The sequence below is a fragment of the Flavobacterium humidisoli genome (assembly GCF_023272795.1).
Taxonomy (GTDB): Bacteria; Bacteroidota; Bacteroidia; order Flavobacteriales; family Flavobacteriaceae; genus Flavobacterium; species Flavobacterium humidisoli.
The window spans coordinates 1,808,564-1,830,288 of sequence record NZ_CP096829.1 but is presented as its reverse complement, the minus strand read 5'-3'; the positions used below and the strand labels follow the sequence as shown (position 1 = coordinate 1,830,288).

The window sequence follows — 21,725 nt, the reverse complement described above, 5'->3', positions numbered from 1 at the left end:
TGAAAATAAATTTCAGGCTTTTTTTGCATTTGACTTAATTAGAATTTCAAATTTAAACCAATTAAGAAATTTGTTCCGGCTTGAGGATAATAGTATGGATAAACATCGTACATGTACCCGTTTGAAACATACTTTTTGTCGAAAATATTATTAACCAAAGCCGTTATGGTTATCGATTTAAAAATCTTATTAGGGATTATTTCGTAAGAAGCATTAAAATCGTTCACGAAGTAATCTGCCAATTTTGCCGCAGGAAGTTCAATGTTATTCATATATTGTTCTCCAACATATTTCTGCAATAATGAAAGATACAATCCTTTAATTGGTTTATATACCACTACGTTTCCTGCAATAACCTCTGGAGAATAGGCAATTTTAGTTGTTCCATAGTATTCGCCATCAACAGCCAAATCTACATTTTTGTTGCTACTCAAAGTAAAGTTTGGTCTTAAAGTAAACTTCTCAGAAAGCGCAATTGTGGCATCAAATTCAAAACCTAATCGGTAACTTTTCTCTGTGTTGGCGCGAATTGGGTTTCCAACATCGTCTAATCTTCCTGTTAAGATTAATTGATCTTTGTAAGCCATGTAATACACGTTCGAATTCAGTTGGAATTTCTCTGTATTGAATCTCCATCCTAACTCGTAATCATTTAATTTTTCCGGTTTTACATTTCCGCCTTCGTAATCGGTTCTATTGGGCTCACGATTCGCTCTTGCATAAGAAAAGTATAAAATGCTATTTTGAGTAAAGGCATAATTTAAACCTGCTTTAGGATTAAAGAAATTGAAATTATCATCAACCAAACCAGTTTCTGCACTATTAGCTTTGTACTTTACATTTCTATATTGTAAATCTCCATAGAAGCTTAATTTTTCTGTGAATTGATAATTTGCTTTCGCGAAAATATTACCGTCTGTTTTTGATGAATAATCATCGTAGTAGTGATCTCCTAATTCAGACTGAGAAGCATATCTCGCCCAGATTACTTTTCCAAAATGATCTCCTTCATATTTGTTCCAGCCTCCGCCTAAAATCACATTCAAGTCATCTGTTACATATTTAGCAGAAAAAGTAGTTCCGTAGAAATCATTATCCAACCATTTTTGGCGAATCAAATCTGTCGTTGTTACTGTTCCAACAGGATTTAAACTATAATCGGCCATGTCTGCATCTTCTTTATAATTTTCGTAATACCCTTTTCCTTTTGTATAATGAAATGCAAGATTTGTACTCCATTTATCAGAAAGTGACTCACTCCAGTGTAATTGATAATGATCTTGGTTATAATTATCGGTTTCGTTATTATAAAAATGAACATTTCCTGCATCGTCTGTATACATTCCAGCAGAATTAAAAGTACGATTTGTATTTAGCGTTTCTGCATCAATTCCGTTCCAAGATTGATATGTTTTTTGAGTTCCACCAAAAACCAAAGCTTTAATCAAGGTCGTTTTGCCAACATAAGTCCCTTGAAGGAAATATGATTTTAAGTCTGCGCTTCCACGGTCAATATAGCCATCTGTTTTTATTGTAGATAAACGTCCAGCAATTTCAAAATGATCATTCATCAAACCAGTACTAAATTTCACTGTGTTTTTAAACGTATTGAAAGATCCAGCAGAACTAGAAATTTCGCCAGTTGCTTTATTAGCATAATTATCTGTCAGTAAATTTAAACTAGCTCCAAAAGCACCTGCTCCATTTGTAGACGTCCCAACTCCGCGCTGTAATTGAAGGCTTTCTACAGAAGAAGCAAAATCGGGCATATTTACCCAGAAAGTTCCTTGACTCTCAGCATCATTGTACGGAATTCCGTTTATGGTTACATTTACACGAGTAGCATCACTTCCACGCACACGAATTCCGGTATAACCAACACCGTTACCTGCATCTGATGTCGTTACAACCGAAGGAAGATAATTCATCAGAACAGGAATGTCCTGACCTAAATTTCTGTACTTAATTTCTTTTTTATCCATATTACTAAAACTCACTGGAGTCTTAGAAGTAACACGAACTGCAGAAACTAGAACATCGTCAAGCTGATTGACCTTTGTAGAATCTTGCTGTTGCGCAAAAGAAAAAAGAGAATAGAAAAAAGAGAATAGAAGAAATAAAATAGATTTCGTTCTGCTCATTTTTTGGATCTTAGAACCTTTGCAACTTAGTACCTCAGTACCTTTAAAGATAGTTTTCATCTGTAAAAAAATTACAAATAAAAGGGGGAATTATTCTTTTGTTAAATTAATAAATGTGTTTCCCGACAAAATAAAGCGTGTACGCTCGATAGTGTCGTTTTTCCCTTAGCAACATTACTCGCTCAGGTTCTTTGGGTATGATCTCAGCTCGTTATTTAGAGCACCCCTTTGAGACAGTGCAAATGTAAAGCTTAAAAATTAAATTCCAATTTTTAAATTCCAAATTCCAAAACTTACTTTAAAGTTATTTTCTATTAGAATTTGGTACTTTCATTTTTTGGAATTTCTTATTCAAGGTTCGGTTTTCTACGCGATTGTTTCAAATCAGAAACATTTTTTTTGTCTTTAATTCTTTTTTTAATTACCGCTTTCGGAACTTTTGTAGCTTTTCTGACCTTCGGAACATACAATCCCTTTTTGATGATTTCCAGAAATCGTTTGGTTACAATTTCTTTATTTTTAAGCTGACTACGATCTTCATCGCAATTTAAAATCAAAATATTTTCAGAAGTTAATCTTGCCGCTATGTTTTCCTGCAAAAGTAATTTTTCTTCTTCGGACAAAGCTTGAGACGAATTCAAATCAAAATTGAGCACTACTTTTGACGAGACTTTATTCACATTTTGCCCGCCAGAACCACTGCTTCTAACGGCCTTGAAATTTAACTCTGATATGATTTTTTCTGCATCCATATTATTGTGGCTGATGTGCCGCTTTCAATAAATCATTTACCGTTTTTACCGGATTAAAAGTAATCAAGGGAACAGCAACAAAAATAGTAAGCCAATTAGCCATTGATCCGTTCCATAACCCAGGTAATTCGTAATTTTTAACCGATTTTCCATCAACACTTTTTTCTACAATAAATCCAGCTTTCTGATCTACATATTGAAGGAGATTAAATTTTTCGTTTCTGTAGTTTTTTATACCGCAAACCAAATCTACTGGATTAAAATGTGTTGCCTCGGCTAAAATTTTCTCTTGCTTTTTATCTTCCAAATCAACTTGAGAAGTCTCTACAATTTGAAGCGATTTTATTCCTTTTTTGTTCATAACCCAAAAAGGGCCGCCACCTGGCTCTCCTTCATTTTTTACCATTCCGCAAACACGAATTGGTCTATCCAAAAGCTCTTTCAGCTTGCTTATTTTATTTTCAAAGGTAAATTTATTGAAATCTGCAATCATTTCAATACTAAAACTCTTTTCTAAAAAAAGAAGTATTTCTTCAATATTATGCTCTTTAATTTTCTCTTGATCAATCAATCTTAAATATTCAAAAACTTTTTGCTGCATCTCAACTAAAACACCTGCCAAAGCTTTCTTATATAAGGTAATTTGATCAATATGATTCTGGATTACATTGTCTATATTTTTAATAAAAATTACATCTGCATCCAGATTATTTAAATTTTCGATCAAAGCACCATGTCCGCCAGGTCTGAAAATTAAATTATCATTTTTATCTTTTACCAGCTTATTTTTACCATCTAGCGTAATCGAATCTGTGCTCTTACTCTGATAGGAATATCCAATATCAATCTTAACACCTGAAGGTTTTTCGATTTTCTCTTTAATTTCATCAACCGCTTGCTCAAATAAATGCTGATGTATTTCTGAGACTGTAAAATGCAAATTAGATACATTTTTTGATGATGCATAATGTATGCATTCATTTAAATGTTCTTCAATCGGATTGGCAATATATGTATCATATTGATGAAATGGCAAAACAGCTTTGGGCTTATTTGCTGAATTAAAATAGTCTGGCGACAATAGTAATTTTATAAAATAATAATTTTTATAATCTCTTTCTAAAGTCTCAAATTCGGGATAAATTTCTCTTAATTTTTTATCTACCGTTTCAAAGAAGGGAAACTTCTCCATACCCACAATAAAAATAGCAAGTTCTTTATCGTTTTTTCTATTAATGTAGGCATTTATTGTTTCTTTGGTAATATCAAAATCATTCAGAAATGCTATTAAAAATTTGTACATTCTTGTAGCCGCACCCGATGCTGGAACAAATTTTTTAATTTTAAATTTATCTTTTTGCTCATCAAAAAATAAAGCTTTCTGCTGAAATTCGATATCTGATAAATTTAAAATCCCATCATTAATTGTAGCAGGTCTAATTAAATCACTTTTTGCAATTCCTTTTTTGAAACTTTTTAATTGTTTTAAAATAGTTTCAAAAGAAATACCTCTATTATATATCTGCACAAAATCATTAGACGAAAAATCATTTTCTTTGGCTAGAGTTAACTCATCAATAATAGCTATTGCTTTTGCCAAACGCGTTTCTTTATCTCCAGACAAGGTTATGAAAGGCTTTTTTGTATCTATTAAAGTTTGCTTAAAAACAGAAAATACAGTTTCTCTTCCTTCAGGAGTATCACGAATATCGTCTTTTTCCCAAGGAACATCAATATCGGTCAGGAAAAACAAATCGTATTCATGCTTTAATGCCGCTTCATTCAAAAGCGGGTCGCAAAAACCATAATACATTTCAGAGAATACTTTAGTTACCATTAAGTTGGTATCGCAGAACAAATATTTGTTTGCATTGGCCAATTTTTCGTTTTCTAATGCAGTCTGCCCATAAGCTATTGGCAACATATCATCTGCTACGCAGATATGCTGATTTTCTTCCCATTTTTCTTGCAAATAGTCACGTGCAAACTCAGGAACCCATTCTGTTTCATAGTAATCTGCAAGCTGTTTTGCTAAGGTTGTTTTACCTGTACTTTCAGGTCCAAACAAAGCAATTTTTATGATATTTGTTTTTTGCTGTCTAAGATCTTTCTCCATTCTAAATAAGCTGAAATAGCCAAAATTGTAAAAATTATATACTGAAGTGACAGCATCCCTAAGCCACGATAAGCATAAAGAGGCACAACAATAATATCACCAATAATCCAAAGTGTCCAGTTTTCTATTTTTTTTCTGGCCATATACCACATTCCAGCAAAAAATATCCCAGACGAAATCATATCGACATAATTGTCTTTATGGATTTCATAATCAAAATATTTATAAATGCCGAAAACTACAAAAACAGTTACAATAAACAGTAAGATTCCGATTATTTTTTCATTAAAAGTTGTACGGGTAATTGGCAGATTGTCTTCAGTCGTTCCTCCTTTTGCCCAGACATACCAGCCATAAATACTCATAATCGAAAAATAAGCATTTATAATCATGTCTCCTATATAACCCGCAACATAAAGCAGATAAACCGATATTACGGTAGCAATTAGCCCTGTTGGATATACCCAGATATTCTCCTTTTTAGCAAACCAAACACTTAAAATTCCGCAAACAAATACTAAAAACTCTAACGCAATATGCCATAGAGGTGCATTTTTATAACTGTCTAAAAAAAAATCTATCATCGGAAATGTGGTATTTGGCGTTTATTGTTCAAAAAAGTGACTGTTGTTTTCAAAAGCAGTTCCAATAACAACCAAATCTGCACCAGCTTTATATGCTTTCTGAATTCCGTGCAAATCTACAATTCCTCCCCCAACAATAACAGGAATTTCAATATTTTGAGAAACCATTTCAATCATTTCTGTCGGAACAGACTGTTTTGCGCCACTTCCAGCTTCTAGATAAATAAGCTGATTTCCTAACATTTCTCCTGCTTGCGCTGTCGCTAAAACTAAATCAAGATTTTCACGGCTTAAAGGCTTTGTTTTACTTACACGGGCAACAGCGGTTTCATTACCGCTTTCTATCAAAATATATCCAGTAGAAATAACTTCTAAATTCGTTTTTTTTAGAATTGGCGCTGCCTGAACCTGATATTCAATTAAATAATCAGGATTTCGACCAGACAATAACGATAGAAACAAAATTGCATCGGCTTGTGGCGAAATCTGTGAGGGATCTCCTGGAAACAAAATAACCGGAAGACTTGTTTTTTGTTTTAATTCAGAAATTAATTCTTCTAAAATAGTATTCTGAACAATACTTCCTCCAACAAAAACATGAGTTGCAGGCGATTGATTAATTTTATCGATTAAATGATCTATATTTTCCAATACAATTTTATCAGGATCCAAAAGCACTGCCAGTAATTTTTGGCCATTGCTTTTAGCTTCTAAAATCTGTTGTCTAATAGTGAGTATCTGTTCTTGCATACGGGGTGTAAAAGTAAAAGATTTTTAATGCAGAAGAACTATTTTGAATGAATTATATTTGTTCAATTCCTTTTGATAACGTAAATAATACATTATGATTACAGTCGAATTACTAGAAAAGTATGGTGTTGCAAAGAAATCATTTGTTAAAAATGATATTATTTTCGAAGAAGGAAATCTGCCTTTACACTACTACCAAATTCTTTCTGGTGAAGTAAAAATGAGCAATTATAATGATGACGGACGTGAATTTATTCAAGGGATTTTTTATAACGGGCAATCTTTCGGTGAACCTCCTTTATTCTTAAACCAAAAATATCCAGCAAATGCAATTGCTGTCGAAAATGCTGAGATTTTTGTTCTTTCGAAGGAAAGCTTCATGAAATTATTGGAAGAAAATCCTAAAATTAGCATTAAAGTAATTGAAAATCTAGCGCAGCGTTTGTATTATAAATCAGTTATGGCAGCTGAAATATCTACACATGAGCCTGAACATCGTGTCTTAAAATTAATAGATCACGGAATTGCTTATTTCAATTTTCAAAAAGACAAAAATGGCTATCTCATTAATTTTACACGACAGCAGATTGGAGATTTAACTGGTTTACGTGTAGAAACTGTCATTAGAACTATAAAGGCATTGGAGAAAAAAGGCGAATTGAAGATTATTAACCGAAAAGTATACAGATAAAAAAATTTCCTTTTTATGATTAAAGTCATAAAATGAATTACTATTGTAGCCGTAATTTTGTTGATATAAAAAACTGAATATCATGACACTATACCAAACAACATTCGACATTTTCAATAGAAATTATATGGGTTCTGCTGCAATGGCAGTAATTGGACAAAGCTGTTTAGGAGGCGCTGCAGCTATGTACGTTTTAGCAAACGGAACTTCTATCCCGCAAATGATTCAGCTTGCTATTATCGTTTTAGCTTGTGTTTTCGCAAACACTTCTATATTAGCACAGATGAAGCATAAAACAGTTTTTAACTTTATTATTGCAAGCGCAGTTTTGAGCTTGTTTTTTATACTTTTGAATAGTTTTATACTATGAAAAAACAAATAGAAAATAGAACCGATGTATCTTTTTTAGTGCATCAGTTTTATGCTAAAATAAGAGCCGATAAAGAAATCGGCTTTTATTTTAATGAAATGATTTCTGATTGGGACGCGCATCTCGAAAAACTAACTGATTTTTGGGAAACCAATTTATTTGGCGTTCGCAAATACAAAGGAAACCCTCATGCGGTTCATAATGAAGTTGATGGTCATTTTGATGAAAAAATCACAACAAACGAATTCGGAATCTGGTTGAATCATTGGTTTCAAACTATTGATGAACATTTTGAAGGTGAAAATGCCGAAACACTTAAAAGACGCGCTCGAAAAATGAGCACTTTTTTATACATGAGTATGTTTCAGCACCGACAAAAGGAAAGTGAAGTTTAAACTGAAAACTGTCAACTGAGATTAGAATCTATTTTTCAAAAGCATAAACCAAAGTAAACTTACCCTCAAAATTATCCGATTTGATTTCTTCGTAATGAACATCAAAATCCTTAATCAAATTATCAAAATGAAGACTTGCCTGCGTTTGGGTTTCTCCTAAAGAAAAGTTGCTCACATTAATATGATCTTTAAAACTGATCCCTTTTTCATTTCTGATTTTAAAGATCGCCTCTTTGGCACCCCAGATTACGGTAAGTTTTTTTATGTATTCTTCTATAGATGAAGAATCTAAATAATTAGTTTCAAAGTCTGTGAATTTATCTGCAATTCTCTGGATTTTTTCTCGCTGCAATTCCATGTCGATTCCAACCTTTTCGTGGCTTATAATAATTGCTGCAAAATGGTACGAATGCGTAATTGAAATATGATTATGACAATCGAAATAAGGTTTTCCAAACTCATCATAATGCAGATCTTTATCGGTAAAACCCATTTCCTGAATCAACATACGAACACTCAAAAAAGCACGCTGATGCATTTGAGATTTCATTCCGTCCAATCTCTTTTGTGTTTTTTCTTTTAACACCACTTTACTCAACAATTCTTCGAGAGGTTCTGTGATTTCCCAGATTAAAATTTTAGTCGTTTCATTGAATTGTATGGTCTGAAATAAAGGCATTACTTTTTAGTTGTAAATTATGAATGGTGAATGATAAATTATTTTCTTGATTACTAAACCCTATAAGTCATTTAAGAAGATATAAATGCTGGGTTAAAAATGTATTAGTAAATATAAGCAATTAACAGCAAAGGTAATCGTTTAAGATTTTTTTAAATGAACTTGTATCACTTATATAGTTTAAATCGATTCAGAAACTAATGTTCTAAAGATTAAGAAATTAAAGATTTCACAAATCTTATAGAAATTACTAAAATTAAAAACCTATTCCGTAAATTTGCAAAAAATTTACAATTATACAAATATAATATAAATGAGTACTACAACTACGCCTTACGTGGCTTATAAAGTAAAAGACATTTCTCTAGCGGCTTGGGGAAGAAAAGAAATTGAACTAGCTGAAGCTGAAATGCCAGGTTTAATGGCACTTCGCGCTGAATACAAAGACGAACAACCATTAAAAGGTGCTCGTATTGCTGGATGCTTGCACATGACGATTCAAACTGCTGTTTTGATCGAAACTTTAATTGCGCTTGGTGCAGAGGTTACTTGGTCTTCTTGTAACATTTTCTCTACTCAAGATCAAGCTGCTGCAGCTATTGCCGCTGCTGGAATTTCAGTTTACGCTTGGAAAGGTCTTGACGAAGAGTCATTTGACTGGTGTATTGAGCAAACTTTATTCTTTGGTGAAGACAGAAAACCATTGAACATGATTTTGGATGATGGTGGAGATTTAACTAATATGGTTATTGATCGTTACCCAGAATTAGTTCCTGGAATTAAAGGTCTTTCTGAAGAAACTACAACTGGTGTTCACAGACTTTATGAAAGAGTAAAAGCTGGAACTTTACCAATGCCTGCAATCAACATTAATGATTCTGTTACTAAATCTAAATTTGATAACAAATACGGATGTAAAGAATCTGCTGTAGATGCTGTACGTCGTGCAACTGACTTAATGTTAGCTGGAAAAAGAGTAATCGTTTGTGGATACGGTGATGTTGGAAAAGGAACTGCTGCTTCTTTTAGAGGTGCTGGTTCTATTGTAACAGTTACTGAAATCGATCCAATTTGTGCTTTACAAGCTGCAATGGACGGTTATGAAGTTAAAAAATTAAACACTGTAATTGCTAACGCTGATATCATCATTACAACTACAGGAAATAAAGATATCGTTCTTGGAGAGCACTTCGAACAAATGAAAGATAAAACGGTTGTTTGTAACATCGGTCACTTCGATAACGAAATCGACATGGCTTGGTTAAACAAAAACCACGGTGCGTCTAAAATCGAAATCAAACCTCAGGTTGACAAATACAACATCAACGGAAAAGATATCATCATCTTGGCTGAAGGTCGTTTAGTTAACTTAGGTTGTGCTACTGGTCACCCAAGTTTTGTAATGAGTAACTCATTTACAAACCAGACTTTAGCTCAAATCGAATTATGGAACAACAGCGCAGCTTACAAAAATGAAGTTTACATGTTACCAAAACATTTAGATGAAAAAGTTGCGGCTTTACACTTAGCTAAATTAGGCGTTGAACTTGAAGTTTTAAGAGAAGATCAAGCTGCTTATATTGGTGTTGAGGTTCAAGGTCCATTCAAACCAGAATACTACAGATATTAATAAATTTAGATTTAAGATTGTAGATCTTAGATTTTTAATACATATTTCAAACCCGATAGGTTTTAAAAGCCTATCGGGTTTTCTGTTTTTATGTTTCAGGCAAAACATTTTTATCAAAAAATTGTACTTTTATAAATATCTGATTACTTTTAATAACCAAAATAAGAATCTATTTATCAAATACTTAAATAGTAAACACTTGAAAAAATCAACTTATTTATTCGTCTTCTTATTTTTACTAAGTCTCCCACAAATTATTTTTTCTCAGCAAAAAAAACCTAAAGTTGTATTAGTATTAAGCGGTGGCGGCGCAAAAGGAATTGCACACATTCCTCTTTTACAGAAATTGGACTCTCTTCACATCGTTCCAGACCTTATTGTCGGAAACAGTATGGGAAGCATTATAGGTGGCTTATATGCAATGGGATATTCTGGTGACAGTATAGAAAAAATTACCAAAGATATTTATTGGGATAAACTCTTAGGCGGTGGCCAATCATTGAGATCTGTAAGTGCAGAAGAAAAAAGAGAATTTCAACGGTATTTGGTCGGAATAGGTGTTAAAGACGGAAAACTTAACAGCATTGGTTCTCTGCTAAATGATCAAAATCTAAGAGAATACCTTTCTGAATTAACTTTCCCTGTATACAATGTTAAAGATTTTGACAGTCTCTCAATTCCTTTTAGAGCCATGGCTACAGACTTGGTAGAAGGAAAAGAAGTTATTTTAAGCAAAGGAAGTTTATCCTACGCTATGCGCGCCAGTATGTCGCTACCAGCTATCTTCAAGCCAATGCCTTACGGAAAGACCGTTTTGGTAGACGGTGGCGTATTGAATAATTTCCCAACGGATGTTGCCAAACAAATGGGCGCAGACATTATTATTGGAAGTGACGTCGGAGGCGGAATGGAACCTGTAGATAAGCTAAATAATCTTATGACCATATTAATGCAGACCAGTATGTTTCCGAGTAACATTAAAAATCCTGCAAATCGTGATTTATGCAACATATTGATTGATCACCTACCCAATCTCCGTTTCTCAACAGCTGATTTTGCCGATAGTAACGAAATCCACAAAGATGGAAAAATAGCAACAAATCAAAATCTTCCTGCTTTAATTGCTCTTTCAGAAAAATTAAAAGGATTCCAACAGCGAACGCATAAATTGCCCGATATGCCCAATGAGTTTGTTCTAGATACGATTGTTTATAAAAAAATAAGCCCCGAAAATCTTCCCCTTGTGGTAGGAAGAGCCAATCTTAAAACCCATGTAAAATACACAACCAAAGATTTAATAGCAGGCATTAACAGAGCAATGGGAACCAATCTTTTTGATGAGATTACATACAGTTATTTCATCAAAGACAGTGATAAATTGGGCATTACATTGTTTGGTTTTGAACGCGCCAAAAACCAGCTAAATACATCAGTGCATTATGATACTTATAGAGGTGTTGGAATAATTTTTAACTACACAGGAAGAAACATCTTGGCTGATGCTTCCCGTCTTTTAATAACTGCCGATATTGCCGAACAGCCAAAAGCCAGAATCAATTATCAGAAAAATTTCGGAGGCCATAGAGAATGGTGGTGGGCAACTGAAGCTTATGGAGCTTTCCTGCGCCAAGAAATTTATATAAATGGCAAAGCATCAGACAATATACTCTACAATACTTTTGAACTCAACAATGAGGTAAACAGAAATATAAATTCTCTAAAAAGCTATTTAGGCTTTGGACTAAAATATACCTACACGAATCTAAAACCAAAGTACGACCGAGAATACAACCCTAACTCTGTAAGCATTAACAACTATAATTTTAACAACATCGAATTCAACTTGCATTATTCTTATAATGACATGGATAGAGTTTTCTTTGCCACAAACGGAACCATTATAAAATCAAACCTGACACGGTCATTTCTTACCGATCTCAATGCCGCATTTTCTGATCCAGATTTAATACATGTTTCTGGCTCAACAAATGGCTATACCAAGTTTGGTTTAACTTATGAAAAAAGATTGCCCATCAAAAAGAAAATTACAGGAATCGTAGGGTTTGATTCTTATTTTATTTTTCAGGATAAACTCAAACATGACGACATTCCATTTTCAGGATTTGGTTATGCTGCAAAATATTTCATAGGCGGTATTATACCAAGTTCTGGCAGCAATCGCTTCTCCTTTGCCGGACTCCATGAAGACGAACTGAATGTTACACAATATATGGGTATCAGACTTGCTTCTCAAATCAATCTAATGGGGAAAATTTATCTTACCCCACATTTCAATCTTGCCACTGTCGGTTTTGATAGCTTTAACGAGTATGTAGACCATGTATTTAATCCAAAAGGAAATTGGGACAATAACATCGAGACGAGTCTAGTAATATCTGGAGGCGCCGCAATTTCCTATCAGTCTATTTTGGGCCCTATACATTTCGATACTTCATGGATAAATAACATCGATAAAGTACGGTTGTTTTTCAGCGTAGGATTATCATTCAACCCTTAGAAGAAATAAAATCAAAATAATTAGGGCGTGCCATAATTTAAGAAAAGGCCTAAATATGCTTTGCGTACATGAGGCCTTTTCTTAAATTATGTCGGGCTATCCGCGCTACTTTGGTAGCCTGCTCCTATCCCTCACGCTCACGTAGATTAAGAACAATTTAATTTAACAAGACCTTTGCAAGGTTTTTAATTTATAGCTTTAAATTTGAACTTAAAGCTTTTTAAAACTCAAAAAATGATCGAAAAAATTTCCTGCGACATACACGGCTCAAAAGAAATGTCTTTTACCTGCATTCATATCGCAACTGCAATAGATTCAAGAAATCAAGTTGGATTTTTCTATTCAGAAGCCGAGGAAGATCTTCCACAAATTGCTTGGTGTGGTTCTTGCGAACAATATCTTTTGGATAATGAAGAAGAATGGACAGAAACTTTTCAATCTCTTGCCGATTTTAAAATGTTATGTTCTGATTGTTTTGAAGAAGCAAAAAACAACGAAACAGAAGTTCATATTCGATAAATGCATTTTCATGAAAAAGATCCTTATCCTCTTTATATTCTTTCTTTTTAATTCTTTCGTATTTGCTCAAAGCAATGATATCTGGACTGCATTTCCCAACAAGGATACCACATTAACAGGTTTTAAAGACAAAAACGGAATAATCAAAATAGAACCAAAATTTACTGGTTTTACCACTGCACGCAAATTCGAAAACATAATTGCCGTTACCGAAGAAGAAAATGGCAATTGGAAAAACTATTACTTAACCAAACAAGGAAAGATTGTCGGGCAAGATAGCCTATACGTATTTGATAATGGTCCAGACTGCGAAAACGAAGGTTTTATAAGATTTACAGATCGTAAAACTGATAAAATGGGAGTATTTAATGCCGAAGGAAAAATGGCAATTCCAGCAGAATACAGCGCCTTAACCAAAGTAAGAAACGGAATGATTACGGTTTTGAAAGACGCCAAAAAACAACAAGATGGAGAACACTTTTTCTGGCAAGGAGGAAAAGAGTTTTTAATCGATATCAACAACAAAGTCCTGATTGAAAACTTCTCTTATAATGATGATTTGAATTTTTATTCTTTAGAAAAGTCAAAAGAACCTAGCAAAGATCCAACAAGAGACAGTTTTCTTGGAGTTGATGGACAATATTATTCTTTCATAAATTTTGATAAAGAATTTAAATATTGGTTAGAAAATACTATCCTTAAGGATTTATCTAAAGCCAATTTAGAAAAACACACCTTAGATAAAATCACCTATTGGAAAGAACCAGACGGTTGGATAAATGCTTCGAAAACCAAATTCATTAATCAAAATTATACCTATTTAAAACTAAAACTTCAGGAGCTTAAAAATCCAAAAGCAGATTACTTTATTTCTTCTGGCGGATTAAATCAGTTTATTTTTGAATCAAGCGAATACGACATTTATTTTAACAATTGTAATGAATCTAAAGATTGGATTTATCCAACAATGGATATTGTAATCAATCCAAAAAAGCAAACCGACCGAGGGCAAGATCATTTCGAATTTCTAAGAACAGAAAACGGATATAAGTTGATAAGTGTTTCTTCTAGAACAGATAATCTTAAATAATTTTCAGCTTTAAGGTTTACCTTTGTAAAAAAGTGAACTATGAAGAATTTTCTATTTTTAGGTGTTGCCATAATCTTCGAAATCATTGCAACTTCAGCATTAAAAAAGTCTGAAGAATTCACCAAACTAATTCCGAGCATTATTACAGTTATTGGCTATTGCGGTGCATTTTATTTTTTAAGTTTTGCTATCAGAACCATTCCTGTGGGATTTGCATATGCCATTTGGTCTGGCGTTGGAATTGTTTTAATTACTGCAATCGGGGCTATTTTCTTTAAAGAAATTCCAGATTTGCCTGCTATTATTGGACTTGCATTGATTGTAATTGGCGTGATTGTTATTAATGTATTTTCTAAAACTACAGCGCATTAAATTGGTTTCAATTTATGCTGGAACTTGAAACCTGAAACTTGAAACAAAAAAAGCAAAAAACTATTTCCGCAAGTTTCGGATTTTATACCTGCCAAAACCAATCGATCTTTGCCTTATAAAATGGAAGAAAAATGAACACACAAGAAACCATTAATTATAATCGTATTGCTGAAGCTATCGATTATATCAAAGCAAATTTTAAAGATCAGCCCAATCTGGATGAGGTTGCGGAAAAAGTACACTTAAGTCCGTTTCACTTTCAGAGACTTTTTAGTGAATGGGCAGGCACAAGTCCGAAGAAATTTTTGCAATATACAAGCATTGAACACGCCAAAAAACTGCTTAAAGAAAATCACGCAACTATTTCTGAAACAGCTTTCGAAACTGGACTTTCTGGAACTAGCCGACTACATGATCTATTTGTCAATATCGAAGGAATGACTCCTGCAGAATATAAAAACGGCGGAAAAAACCTAGCCATCAATTACAGTTTTGCCGAAAGCCCTTTTGGGAATATTGTTGTTGCATCTACTTCAAAAGGCGTTTGTTTTATGGCTTTCGCCGAAAATGAAATCGCTGGACTTATTGCATTGAAAGATAAGTTCCCAAATGCATCTTTTACCCAAAAACTAGATTTGGTACAGCAAAATGCACTATTTATTTTCCAAAACGATTGGAGCAAATTATCTGAAATAAAACTGCACTTAAAAGGAACCGATTTTCAACTGAAAGTTTGGGAAACTTTATTAAAAATCCCAATGGGACAGCTTTCTTCTTACGGTTCTATTGCGCAGCAAATTCAAAAACCAAATGCATCGAGAGCCGTTGGAACTGCAATTGGCAGTAATCCTGTTGCGTTCCTAATTCCTTGTCACCGTGTAATCCAATCCTCTGGAATATTTGGCGGTTATATGTGGGGAAATACGAGAAAAATGGCGATAATTGGCTGGGAAGGCGCACAAGTAAATCCATAAAAATAAAACTCCAAATTTCGAATCCCAAATTCCGAATTTCAATGATTAACCTTCATTGAAAATTTGATAAAATCTAATTGCTATGCAAAATATACAATCCAAAATTGCTTCTCAAAACTGGGAAAGCATCACTGAATCTATGCACGAAAATGGATTCGCAATCATTCCAGAAGTACTTAATAACGAACAATGCGAAGATTTAAAATTCGATTATGATAATCCAAATTTATACAGAAAAACAGTTGTCATGGAACGTTATCGATTTGGCTTAGGCGAATATAAATATTTCAATTACCCCCTGCCCGATTTGATTCAAAACATACGTACTTCTATTTATCCGAAGCTGGCTCCAATTGCAAATGCATGGATGAAAGTCCTTAATATCGACACTACTTTTCCTGAAAAACATGCAGATTTATTAAAACAATGTCACGAAAATGATCAGCTGAAAGCGACGATTTTAATTCTAAAATACGGTAAAAGCGGTTTTAATACATTGCATCAGGATTTGTATGGAGATGTTTATTTTCCCATTCAAATCGTACTTTTTCTTTCTGATCCTGATGAAGATTTTACAGGCGGCGAATTTGTTTTAACACAGCAAACACCAAGAGCGCAATCGAAAGCAATTGTCTTAAAACCTAAAAAGGGAGATATTCTTGTTTTTACAACCAATTTTAAACCTGTAAAGGGCACAAAAGGATATTATCGCGTGAATATGAAACATGGCGTAAGCGAAGTCCATTCTGGCGAACGTTATACGTTGGGGATTATTTTTCATGATGCGTTGTCATAAACACACAATATATCTGTAGAGACGCACAGCTGTGCGTCTCTACAATACAAAACTTACAACTTCATGATTAATCATCAAAAAATAACCGATTCTGAATTGCTCCGTAAAATTAAAAAAGGCGAAATTTGCTTTGGCGGCAACCAAAAACTAAAAATCTACGGAACGCTCAAATGTTCTTCGGGTAAAAGAATGAAACGCGAAAATCGAGTTTTCTTTTTGTCTGAAAATGAAGCCAAAGAAAATGGTTTCAGGCCTTGCGGTCATTGCATGAAACCGGAATACTTAAAATGGAAAAATGGACTTATTTAATCCCCAAATAGACGAAACAACCAATCTTCTTCCAAAAGATGGAACAGTGAATTATTATGGAAAATGCTTCTCCAGACAGGAAGCCGATTTCTATCGCGATATTTTATTAAATACAATAGAATGGAAAAATGACGAAGCCATTATCTTTGGAAAACTAATCTTAACCAAACGAAAAGTAGCTTGGTACGGCGATCAGGAATTTGAATATACGTATTCGAATACCACTAAAAAAGCTTTGCCCTGGACTCCTGAACTTTTAAGGTTAAAGAAAATCATTGAAGAAAAAACAGGAGAAACTTTCAATTCCTGTCTGCTGAATTTATATCATACTGGCGAAGAAGGAATGGCGTGGCACAGCGATGCTGAGAAAGATTTAAAGAAAAATGGCGCAATCGGATCTGTAAGTTTTGGTGCCGAACGTAAATTTGCTTTCAAACATAAAGAATCTAAAGAAACCGTTTCTCTAATTCTGGAACACGGAAGTTTATTGGTTATGAAAGATGAAACACAAACACATTGGCTGCATCGGTTACCTCCAACAAAAACAACTCAAAAACCTCGAGTAAATTTGACTTTTAGAACTATTGTGAGATAAAAGGAATTAGTTTATCAATCCACATTTTTTATAAATATCTAAAATTACAGATTGCTTTCCTAAAAGATAATTATCGATATCGTGAGGAAATTTTTCTGCCATTTCAATTTTAATCTGGCTATATCTATTTCTGTCATCCTCATGCGCACGAAGGTAATTCCTAAAAGTAATATGTCTTTTTAATTCATTCGCATCTTTATGACATACATATAAATGATGTTCCATAAGATGTTCTTTATTTTTATAGCTAAAAGCTTCGCGACCCTCTATACCAATATCACCAACGTGCTCGTAACCTATCGTTTTCAGCTTTTCTTTTACTAATAAAAACATATTATCTCCCACTACAACATCAATATCAATAATAGGCTTCGCATGTAATCCTTCCACAGATGTACTCCCAACGTGTTCAATTGACAATACCGAGTCATTTATTACTGCGAGCAATTCTTTTTCAATTTTTTTAAACTCTCCTGTCCAATTAGGATCGTATGCTACGACTACTATATTCCAATTTTCACTACCAATCATACCCTTTATTTGTACCTATAATAATTGATTAACTTTTCTCGTATTACAATTTTAATTACTTCTTTTTTGTAGCAACATTTTCATACGAACGAATTAAAGCATTTTCAAACATTTCGGGCCTTACTCTTGAAAGTTCGACAATTGTCCAGCCTTGTTTTCCCCATTTGTTTGGAACTTCATAGAAAATCTTTCCGCTTGACGCGCAAAAAACCGATTGATCTATTTCGTTTAGTTTTAAAACGGCATGATTATTTTTTTGGTCAAAAGTGGCAAAAATCTTCTTTTTGATTCGAAAGGAAGTCTTCTCAAAATGAGGCTCTTCGGTCGCATCTGGAAATGACATTGCTAATTTTCTAAATTCTTCAATTGAAACCATAATATCATTTTTAAAGATTAAAGTTTACCTTTTACCAGCCTTGATTCAGTCCGTTTTTAAGAACCTCATCGTATTTTTCTTTATCGAAAGAATACAAGTTTGGAGCTTTGTGCGCTACGTTACTTTTCTTTTCGTCAAGCTTATTAAGAATTCCTATATTGGTGATTTTACGCAAAAAATTTCGACGGTCTAATTTTTTGTCCAAAATTGTTTCGTACAATTTTTGCAGTTCTGGAATGGTAAATTTCTCCGGCAATAAATTGTAACCAATTGGCATTAAATTTAATTCTGTACGTAAAGTGTCTAAGGCTTTATCCAAAATTTCCTTATGATCTAAAATAAGCTCAGGAACTTCTTTATGATCAATCCATTCCACTACTTCATATCTGCCTGTTGGGTTAGGAAGAATTTTAGAAAAATCCACCAAAGCATAGTATCCAATTGTAACAAAACGGCGCGTTAGCCATTTTCCTTTTTCTTCTTCAATTTGGAGATATTCCAAGGTTTTTTTATCAAAATGCTGATGGTTACGATTTACTTTTCCAAAGGTCGCAAATTGTCTTAAAAATACCCCATCAACACCTGTTCTACCATTCAGCACTGTGATTGCAGCTGTATCAATATCCTGATCTACAGGAATAAAACCGCCGGGCAAAGACCATTTATTGGCACGTTCCACTTTAATCAATAACACTTTTAACTGATTATCATGAAAACCAAAAATGACACAGTCTATAGAAAGTCCTGGTTGGTAATTTTCGTTATTATCTATAATGTCTTTTAACATCAGATTTGTATAAATTCTTTCTTTTAATAACTCTGCAATTTACTTCATTTTTATAAAACTGAAATATATTATAAAAACAAAGCGCTGACTTTCATTAAAACAGAAGTGTTGAAACTACAATTTTAACGAAAATTTAAAATCAAATTTAAAAAAAATAAGTACATTGCGTCATAATAACACATTAATGATTTTAATTGTTAAGATTAGAATCAAATTCAAAGAAAAATAATACAAGCTGTTTCCATTTTTCTTCAAGTGAGCGTAGAAATTTAAACACAGAAGTTATGATTACCAATCCTTTAAAAGACATCAATAAAAAAATTAGAACCAGAATCTGGTCTTCATTCGGATTTGTTTCGAAAACATATCTTCTGGAAGAATCTTTAAAATATAGTGAAGAACAGGAGAGAATTTTCAATGAAATGATTGTCGAAACTGATGCAAAAGATAAAAAAGCAAAAAGAGAAGCTTATGAAAAAGCTTTGTATGCATCTTATAAAGGAATTGGCGCAATGGATTTTATAAATACCGTTTTAAAATAAATACCTACACATTTTTATAATTTATAATGCTGGCCTCACCTCGGTGAGGTTTTTTATTATAAATTTTACACTAGAATGAAAGAAAATGGTTATTTATTAGTTATTTTAGCCGTTTTAAAAGTAAGAATATACCCCTACAGAAAAATACATGGAAAATATCATTGAATCAGAAAGTTACAAAATTCAAAAACCAGAAAACTGGGCTCCTACAATTAATGATGATCAGCTTATTGACTATATAAAAGAATCCGATTTCTCCAATAAACAAGTTGAAGAAGGTAGAGATTTCTGCTACTTCTTAGATAAAATCTACTATACAAGCGATACTGAAAACAGCGAATATGCTTGCGTTGCGTATACTCTTAACGAGCCTGCAAATCTTGAAAGCGCTTCGGCAAAAGATGTTGTTGTAGAAGAAAATGAAACTTACTTGATACACAGAATTAGTGTGTTGAGAGATGGTGTTTTGATTGATAAAATTCCTGATACTAAAATTAAAGTTTTAGATAGTGAAAATCAGAGTGAAGGCGGCATTTTAAGCAGTAACAAAAAAGTAAATATTACGATTAAAGATTTACGTCTTTATGATATTTTAATTACAGAAGATTCGCGTACAAAGGTTTTTACTGATCGTGATTTTATGCGAAAAGAATTTCTTAAGTATGTATACGTAACACCAAGTACTTACTGGGCTTACGGAAAATATAAGTTCTCTTTTATCAACGATAGAAAAGAGACAATTGCATACAAAAAAACATTCTTTAGAGATGAAGAAGGAAATGTTTTGGAACCAGAAATTAATTACCTCAAAAAAGGAGAACGATTTGTAATCGATAAAGAAAATTACATCAATTCTTTTGATGCAAACAGAGAAATTGCACCTTTTATTGATTTTGCAACAGATCGTAACTGGGTTGACTTATCAAATTACATTTCTCCACTTTACGAAGAAATATACAGCAAAGCTTCTTTAACCGAATTTGCTCCAAAACTCGTAGAAAAACTAGACGCTATTCCTGATCAGGATGAGAAGCTACAATTTGCTATTGATTACGTGCAGAACCATGTCTACTATATTTATAATGCTGATGAAATGAATGGCCACAAACCGCAAGAACCATCAGTAACTTATGAAAATAAGCAGGGAGACTGCAAGGCAAAATCGGTTTTACTGAAAGTGGTTTTAGATTATATTAATGTGGATGCTTCTGTAGTTTTGGTTAATTTCAATTCAGATCATTACATTAAATATTACCTTCCTTCATTATTGACTTTTAATCATGTTATTGTAAAAATCAATTACAAAGGCGGAACTTATTTTGTTGATGCTACTTCTAGAGACGAATTCGGGTTAATTGAAAATCGCGGCTACATCTATTTTATGCATTATTTGGAAGTAAAAACAAATCAAGAATTGCAGATTAAGGAGCCTTACAAATTTCCTTATTACGGGATAAATGAAAAAGCAGATTTTAGTGCTCAAAATAATATAGGAATACTAAAATTGGTTTCGACTTACAAAGGAAATCGTGCCAATTATATGCGTAAATATTTCAAAAACACAAACAAAAGAGAGATTATTGACAGCTGGAATAATTTCTTGTTTTACACTTTAAATTATTCTAATGATAGAAATGGAACGGATATCAGAACCATTTTTAAAGATGCGGCGATTGAAATTGTAAGCGATGATAAAAAGCTGAATGAATTTACGATTCAGTATAATGCGACAATCGAAAATCCGTATTTTATAGATGCCGAAAAGAATCGCTTTTTAATGTATTTTGATCGCAATGTGGTTAAAAATACTGCACGCGACTTTATGCACACGGATCTTTCGTTTTGGCATAATTTTGATAACGAGAAATACGAAATCAATTTAACGACAGATCAAAAAATAGATACTCAAGAAAAATATACAATTCAGGAAAGTACGATCACAAATCCTTATTTTGATTTTACAAGCCGTAAAAAAGTAACCAAAAATGGTGCTTCTATAATTGTTGATTATAAACCGTTGATCAACTTGGAAATTCCAAGTGAAGATTTTGAAGATTTTAGAAATGCACATCATGAAATTGCCGATAGTAATTATGGAGTAGGAATTGACATTATCGAACAAGGTCTAATGAATATGCTAAAGTATCGTTTTAAAAAACGACTAAAATAATTTCGATATAAAAAAACGGGGGCTCCAAAAGAAGCCCC

General features: G+C 33.1%; 23 protein-coding genes. 14 read left to right on the top strand and 9 right to left on the bottom strand.

The annotated features are described in order from the left end of the window. Positions 1 to 38 precede the first annotated feature (38 nt). From M0M44_RS08200 to M0M44_RS08180, 5 genes are all read right to left on the bottom strand, one after another. Positions 39 to 2,201 carry a TonB-dependent receptor gene (locus tag M0M44_RS08200; protein ID WP_248729326.1) on the bottom strand — a complete coding sequence of 721 codons (2,163 nt, stop codon included), beginning with the start codon at positions 2,199 to 2,201 and terminating at the stop codon, positions 39 to 41. Positions 2,202 to 2,488: 287 nt separating this feature from the next. Next, the gene (gene arfB, locus M0M44_RS08195) at positions 2,489 to 2,893 is read right to left on the bottom strand and encodes an alternative ribosome rescue aminoacyl-tRNA hydrolase ArfB (RefSeq protein ID WP_248729325.1); all 405 of its coding nucleotides are present in this window, start codon (positions 2,891 to 2,893) and stop codon (positions 2,489 to 2,491) included. 1 nt (position 2,894) lies between these two features. After that, positions 2,895 to 5,009, bottom strand: a complete 2,115-nt coding sequence (locus tag M0M44_RS08190; RefSeq protein WP_248729324.1) for a DUF4301 family protein — start codon at positions 5,007 to 5,009, stop codon at positions 2,895 to 2,897. After that, a complete protein-coding gene (gene pnuC / locus M0M44_RS08185) occupies positions 4,970 to 5,593 on the bottom strand; it encodes a nicotinamide riboside transporter PnuC (RefSeq protein ID WP_248729323.1) in 624 nt (207 codons plus the stop codon). The genes M0M44_RS08190 and pnuC overlap by 40 nt, the downstream gene beginning before the upstream one ends. Before the next feature lie 21 nt (positions 5,594 to 5,614). Then, on the bottom strand, positions 5,615 to 6,343 hold the full coding sequence (locus M0M44_RS08180) for a phosphoglycerol geranylgeranyltransferase (protein ID WP_248729322.1): 729 nt from the start codon (positions 6,341 to 6,343) through the stop codon (positions 5,615 to 5,617). 94 nt (positions 6,344 to 6,437) lie between these two features. Between M0M44_RS08180 and M0M44_RS08175 the strand changes: the two genes are divergently transcribed. From M0M44_RS08175 to M0M44_RS08165, 3 genes are all read left to right on the top strand, one after another. Next, a complete protein-coding gene (locus tag M0M44_RS08175; RefSeq protein WP_248729321.1) occupies positions 6,438 to 7,034 on the top strand; it encodes a Crp/Fnr family transcriptional regulator in 597 nt (198 codons plus the stop codon). 82 nt (positions 7,035 to 7,116) lie between these two features. Beyond that, positions 7,117 to 7,404 (top strand): hypothetical protein, encoded by a 288-nt coding sequence (locus M0M44_RS08170; protein WP_248729320.1) that lies wholly within the window; start codon positions 7,117 to 7,119, stop codon positions 7,402 to 7,404. After that, on the top strand, positions 7,401 to 7,799 hold the full coding sequence (locus M0M44_RS08165; RefSeq protein ID WP_248729319.1) for a group III truncated hemoglobin: 399 nt from the start codon (positions 7,401 to 7,403) through the stop codon (positions 7,797 to 7,799). Before M0M44_RS08170 ends, M0M44_RS08165 begins: the two co-directional genes overlap by 4 nt. 28 nt (positions 7,800 to 7,827) lie before the next feature. On the opposite strand, the gene M0M44_RS08160 is transcribed toward M0M44_RS08165, so the two are convergent. After that, on the bottom strand, positions 7,828 to 8,478 hold the full coding sequence (locus M0M44_RS08160; RefSeq protein ID WP_248729318.1) for a 4'-phosphopantetheinyl transferase family protein: 651 nt from the start codon (positions 8,476 to 8,478) through the stop codon (positions 7,828 to 7,830). A gap of 313 nt (positions 8,479 to 8,791) precedes the next feature. Between M0M44_RS08160 and ahcY the strand changes: the two genes are divergently transcribed. From ahcY to M0M44_RS08115, 9 genes are all read left to right on the top strand, one after another. Continuing rightward, complete coding sequence (ahcY, locus tag M0M44_RS08155) at positions 8,792 to 10,108, top strand: adenosylhomocysteinase (protein ID WP_248729317.1); 1,317 nt, start codon at positions 8,792 to 8,794, stop codon at positions 10,106 to 10,108. Positions 10,109 to 10,307: 199 nt separating this feature from the next. Beyond that, entirely contained in the window at positions 10,308 to 12,626 is a 2,319-nt protein-coding gene (locus tag M0M44_RS08150; protein ID WP_248729316.1) for a patatin-like phospholipase family protein, read from the top strand. 234 nt (positions 12,627 to 12,860) lie between these two features. After that, positions 12,861 to 13,145, top strand: a complete 285-nt coding sequence (locus M0M44_RS08145; RefSeq protein ID WP_248729315.1) for a hypothetical protein — start codon at positions 12,861 to 12,863, stop codon at positions 13,143 to 13,145. A gap of 10 nt (positions 13,146 to 13,155) precedes the next feature. Next, positions 13,156 to 14,235 carry a WG repeat-containing protein gene (locus M0M44_RS08140; RefSeq protein WP_248729314.1) on the top strand — a complete coding sequence of 360 codons (1,080 nt, stop codon included), beginning with the start codon at positions 13,156 to 13,158 and terminating at the stop codon, positions 14,233 to 14,235. 39 nt (positions 14,236 to 14,274) lie between these two features. After that, a complete protein-coding gene (locus M0M44_RS08135; protein ID WP_248729313.1) occupies positions 14,275 to 14,607 on the top strand; it encodes a DMT family transporter in 333 nt (110 codons plus the stop codon). Positions 14,608 to 14,738: 131 nt separating this feature from the next. Next, complete coding sequence (locus tag M0M44_RS08130; RefSeq protein ID WP_248729312.1) at positions 14,739 to 15,581, top strand: bifunctional helix-turn-helix domain-containing protein/methylated-DNA--[protein]-cysteine S-methyltransferase; 843 nt, start codon at positions 14,739 to 14,741, stop codon at positions 15,579 to 15,581. Positions 15,582 to 15,663: 82 nt separating this feature from the next. Continuing rightward, positions 15,664 to 16,377 (top strand): 2OG-Fe(II) oxygenase, encoded by a 714-nt coding sequence (locus M0M44_RS08125; RefSeq protein WP_248729311.1) that lies wholly within the window; start codon positions 15,664 to 15,666, stop codon positions 16,375 to 16,377. 63 nt (positions 16,378 to 16,440) lie between these two features. Then, positions 16,441 to 16,686, top strand: coding sequence for an Ada metal-binding domain-containing protein (locus M0M44_RS08120; protein ID WP_248729310.1), 246 nt, complete (start codon positions 16,441 to 16,443; stop codon positions 16,684 to 16,686). After that, the gene (locus tag M0M44_RS08115; protein ID WP_248729309.1) at positions 16,673 to 17,281 is read left to right on the top strand and encodes an alpha-ketoglutarate-dependent dioxygenase AlkB family protein; all 609 of its coding nucleotides are present in this window, start codon (positions 16,673 to 16,675) and stop codon (positions 17,279 to 17,281) included. The genes M0M44_RS08120 and M0M44_RS08115 overlap by 14 nt, the downstream gene beginning before the upstream one ends. Before the next feature lie 6 nt (positions 17,282 to 17,287). On the opposite strand, the gene M0M44_RS08110 is transcribed toward M0M44_RS08115, so the two are convergent. Genes M0M44_RS08110 through M0M44_RS08100 form a run of 3 tightly spaced genes read right to left on the bottom strand, consistent with a single transcriptional unit; the run spans position 17,288 to position 18,975 of the window. Further along, positions 17,288 to 17,812 carry a GrpB family protein gene (locus M0M44_RS08110; protein WP_248729308.1) on the bottom strand — a complete coding sequence of 175 codons (525 nt, stop codon included), beginning with the start codon at positions 17,810 to 17,812 and terminating at the stop codon, positions 17,288 to 17,290. A gap of 55 nt (positions 17,813 to 17,867) precedes the next feature. After that, the gene (locus tag M0M44_RS08105; RefSeq protein ID WP_248729307.1) at positions 17,868 to 18,188 is read right to left on the bottom strand and encodes an MmcQ/YjbR family DNA-binding protein; all 321 of its coding nucleotides are present in this window, start codon (positions 18,186 to 18,188) and stop codon (positions 17,868 to 17,870) included. A gap of 31 nt (positions 18,189 to 18,219) precedes the next feature. Beyond that, positions 18,220 to 18,975 carry an NUDIX hydrolase gene (locus M0M44_RS08100; RefSeq protein WP_248729306.1) on the bottom strand — a complete coding sequence of 252 codons (756 nt, stop codon included), beginning with the start codon at positions 18,973 to 18,975 and terminating at the stop codon, positions 18,220 to 18,222. A 284-nt stretch (positions 18,976 to 19,259) separates the two neighbouring features. Here M0M44_RS08100 and M0M44_RS08095 point away from each other — a divergent pair, with 284 nt between their 5' ends. Both M0M44_RS08095 and M0M44_RS08090 read left to right on the top strand, forming a co-directional pair. Next, positions 19,260 to 19,517 carry a hypothetical protein gene (locus M0M44_RS08095; RefSeq protein ID WP_095927997.1) on the top strand — a complete coding sequence of 86 codons (258 nt, stop codon included), beginning with the start codon at positions 19,260 to 19,262 and terminating at the stop codon, positions 19,515 to 19,517. Positions 19,518 to 19,665: 148 nt separating this feature from the next. Then, complete coding sequence (locus M0M44_RS08090) at positions 19,666 to 21,687, top strand: hypothetical protein (protein ID WP_248729305.1); 2,022 nt, start codon at positions 19,666 to 19,668, stop codon at positions 21,685 to 21,687. Positions 21,688 to 21,725: the final 38 nt, after the last annotated feature.